The sequence below is a fragment of the Clostridium sp. FS41 genome (genome assembly GCF_000954015.1).
In the GTDB taxonomy this organism is placed as follows: Bacteria; Bacillota; Clostridia; order Lachnospirales; family Lachnospiraceae; genus Enterocloster; species Enterocloster citroniae.
The window spans coordinates 1-4,015 of record NZ_JYHN01000026.1 but is presented as its reverse complement, the minus strand read 5'-3'; the positions used below and the strand labels follow the sequence as shown (position 1 = coordinate 4,015).

Annotated in this window: 3 protein-coding genes; all 3 read left to right on the top strand. The window is 42.3% G+C overall.

What is annotated here, in order from left to right:
- Window positions 1-257 precede the first annotated feature (257 nt).
- Window positions 258-1,166: a hypothetical protein gene (locus CLFS41_RS03720; RefSeq protein ID WP_330678280.1), complete on the top strand. Its 909-nt coding sequence runs from the start codon at window positions 258-260 to the stop codon at window positions 1,164-1,166.
- Between the two features lie 515 nt (window positions 1,167-1,681).
- A complete protein-coding gene (gene ltrA, locus CLFS41_RS03715; protein WP_052665607.1) occupies window positions 1,682-3,205 on the top strand; it encodes a group II intron reverse transcriptase/maturase in 1,524 nt (507 codons plus the stop codon).
- 77 nt (window positions 3,206-3,282) lie between these two features.
- Window positions 3,283-4,015 (top strand): transposase (locus CLFS41_RS03710; RefSeq protein ID WP_347467518.1); only part of this gene is annotated, 733 nt, incomplete at its 3' end.

The following is a 4,015-nucleotide window of genomic DNA, read 5'->3' as shown; positions in this document are numbered from 1 at the left end:
CTGTCGGGAAATAGATGGTTCCGAACAGGGGCAGGTGTGACTCATGCGAGTCACGCCTGCCCCTGAAATTTATCCACTAAAAAGAAAAAAGATGGCTAACAACAACCATCTTTCTCTCCGTTCCATGTTATAATGGAACTATGCTAAAACAAGATTATTATAACAACTTTTTTGAAATTGGGCAACAGAAAATTAACTTCAGTTTCTTTCAATTGGGACTACCCGATGACGATCCAGTCTATACCCTAAAAAACGTGATGGAGGAATTAGATTTTTCAGGCCTGCTGGCCTGTTATTCAGATAAGGGAAGAACCGGGTTTAACCCAATCATGCTGTATGCTGTTGTTACCTATGCAAACATGCGCGGGGTCAGGGCTGTTGACCGTATAGTAGACTTATGCCAGAGAGATCTCGCCTTTATCTGGCTGACCAAAGGGCAGAAGCCCCAGAGAGATGTTTTTTATGATTTTAAAGGAAAAAAACTGACGGGAGAAGTCCTGGATGAACTGAATTACCAGTTCATGCGCCGTCTGGAAAAGGAAGGCCTTATCTCGCTGAAAGAGCTTTACATCGATGGAACAAAGATTGAAGCAAACGCGAACAGATATACGTTCATTTGGCGGGGCAGTCTCAATTATCATCTTGCCGGTCTGCTGGACACGATCGATGCTCTTTACACAAAGTATAATACATTTCTGCTTGAAAACGGATATGGCCCCAAATACAATCTCGGAAATGCCCGGATGTTTGTGATTGAAGGAATGGACAAAGTCCGTAAAGTCATTGAAGAAAACAGGAAACGGAAACTGACAAAACATAAGAAGATCTCCAATAACACCATCATTGAGATTGATTACTGTTCTCCGCTTGAGATCCGGAAACTGCAGAAGAACCTGATGCAGATCGCACAGGGAGAAGACATCGGATTCGTTTATGGGAAAGGTAAGCATAAACCGGAGATCCAGAAGCTTTACGAGGAACTGGAAGAATGCGGGACCCGTCTGATGGAGTATAAAGAATGCTTTGAGATCATGGGGAAAGGCCGCAACAGCTATTCCAAAACAGACATGGAAGCAACCTTCATGCGGATGAAAGAAGAGTGCGACAAGAAGCGGCTTCTTCTTGAAATATTTCAGTATAGATTAATAACTCTAGTATCCCAGTGATAGGGATATTCCCATCCGAAACTGCGCTACAGGTAACTGTGGGGTGGGTTGCATGAGGAAAAGCCTAATCCCAAACTTAGCATCCATAGAACGGGAGGGCGAGGGAAAGATTTGCATGGTATGTAATTAAATATCGTGACATTCAGCATTGGATGGATGTGAATGCCAATGTAATGCAGATAGGAAAACATTACTTCTTCTTAATGTCAGTTATCACCCATATATCTGCCGGTATAGTGAACATACCTAAACAAATCGAATCTGAAAGAAGCTGAACTTGGTAAGCCCTGCAGCGTCCAATTCTATAAAGGTTGGTAGACTGACCGCAAGGAAGGCACAATTCCCTGCAGGGTATAGGAGCGTTGGAAAAAGCAAAGGCCATCAAGGTGCAAACCGGCAGGAATAAGAAATAACTGGATGGATACACGATAAAGTGACTCGAAAGAGAGCTGACTTCCAACTGGTATACAACACGAAAGAAAGCGGAAAGCAACCTGTTAAAAGGAGGATGACAGATGAGAAATACTTTATTACAAATAAAGTCCACAACGTCCTTCCCTACGAACTGGAAAGAACTACAATGGAAACAAATCCGTAAGTATGTAAACAGGCTGCAACAACGAATCTATCGTGCCGAAAGCTTGGGGAACAAACGAAAAACAAGACAGTTACAGCGGCTGCTAATGCGAAGCAAGGCAGTATTGCTGCTTTCTATCAGAAGAATTACTCAGGAAAACAAAGGGAGAAAGACGGCTGGAGTAGATGGCATAACGATACAGACAGATATCGAACGTATGAATCTCTACCGAAAAATGTGCAATCGTACTATAGCATATCACAACCCCAAACCCTCTTACCGTACTTATATAAAAAAGAAAAACGGGAAATTACGTCCGTTAAGCATCCCAGTAATCATAGATCGAATCTGGCAGAATGTAATGAAAATGGCACTGGAGCCACAATGGGAATACCGTTTTGAACCAACCTCTTATGGATTCCGACCAGAAAGAGGCTGCCATGATGCGATTGAGCGAATCTATAAATACCTGGTGTTCGGAAAAAGGCGATGGGTATTTGAGGGAGACTTTAAAGGCTGTTTCGACAATCTCAACCATAGTCATATATTAGAACAAATCAAAGGAATTCCAAACAGAAAAGTCATTGAGAAATGGCTGAGAGCAGGATATGTAGACGATGGTTTATTTTATAGTACAAAATCCGGAAGTGGTCAAGGTTCAGTAATATCACCATTATTAGCGAACGTAGCTCTGCACGGAATGGAAAAGGCTCTTGGAATCAAGTATTACGTAAACAAACGCAGTGACGGGTATACATGGGCAGTTAATCCAACAGCCTATGCAATGACACGATATGCGGATGACTTTGTAGTTATGTGTAATACAAAACAGCAGGCCGAAAGCGTATATAATAAACTGAAACCATATCTCGCTCAAAGAGGGCTTGAATTAGAGGAAACAAAAACAAAAATAGTAGAGGTGACAAAGGGGTTTGATTTTCTGGGTTTTAATATTCGGCGATATAAAACTGCGAAGGGCGAACAGTTATTTATAAAACCTTCCAAGGACAGTATCAAGAAAAGCAAACGTAAAATCTCTGATATTACTTATCAGGTACGAGGACACAAGGTGGATGTGCTTATTCAAAAACTGAATCCAGTCATTCTGGGAATAGCAAACTACTGGAGACCAGAGGTGTCAACTAAGGCATTCGCAGATATGGATAAACACATAGTTAATGTGACGTATCGCTTCTTGAGAAGAACCCACAGAAAGAAAAATAATAAATGGATTAGGGAAAGATATTTTCGAGAAGATTATAGAGGAATAAGTGCCAATCGATGGATTCTCTCATCTCCAAATCAACACAATCTGCAACTTATGAAGATGACCTGGGTGCACATCAAGAGACATGTCCTGATTAAACATGATGCAAGTCCATTCAACGCCGAACTAGCAAAATATTTTAAGGATAGAAAGAGAAAGTCAAGGAACCAAGAGAACGGAAAAAAGTATGCTTGAGCTGTATGTCATGAAAGTGACACGTACAGTTCTTAGGCGGGAAAGAGGGAGTAATCTCTCCGACCTAGCCGACCCATATGCTGAACGGGCAGTTAAAACCGGCATACAATGTCCAGATCGCGGTGGAAAATTACTTTATCGTCCACGGATATGTAAGCAATGACCGGACAGACTATCATACGCTGATCCCTGTTTTAGAAAAGCACAGGAAAACGTTTGGAAATACGTTGGAGGCAGTGACTGCTGACAGCGGCTACTGCAGTGAAAAGAACCTTCTGTATCTGAAAGAGAACGGGATCCGGAGTTATATCAAGCTTCAGGAACACGAGAAGCGTAAGACACGGGCATACAAAGAAGACATCGGGAAGTATTACACCATGACATATGCCATCTTTGAAGATGAGCGTTATTATATCTGCCATGACGGAAGGGAACTGCGGCATATCCGGACGGAGAGCAAAGAACAGGATGGCTACACCCAGACCGTGGAGGTATATGGCTGTGCGGACTGCAGCGGCTGTGAGCATAAATCGAAATGTCTTTATAAATACAATGCAGAAAAGAACCCGGACCGCAATAAAGTCATGAAGATCAATGAAAGATGGGAAGAACTGCGGGAAGAGTCCCATACAAATATCCAGAGTGAAGAGGGGATCCTGAAACGTCAGACCCGTTCGATCCAGACAGAGGGACATTTTGGAGATATCAAGGAGAATGAAAACTTCCGGCGTTTTAACTACCGATCAGAGGAAAAAGTATATAAAGAGTTCATGTTGTATGCGATAGGCAGGAATATGATGAAATACCACC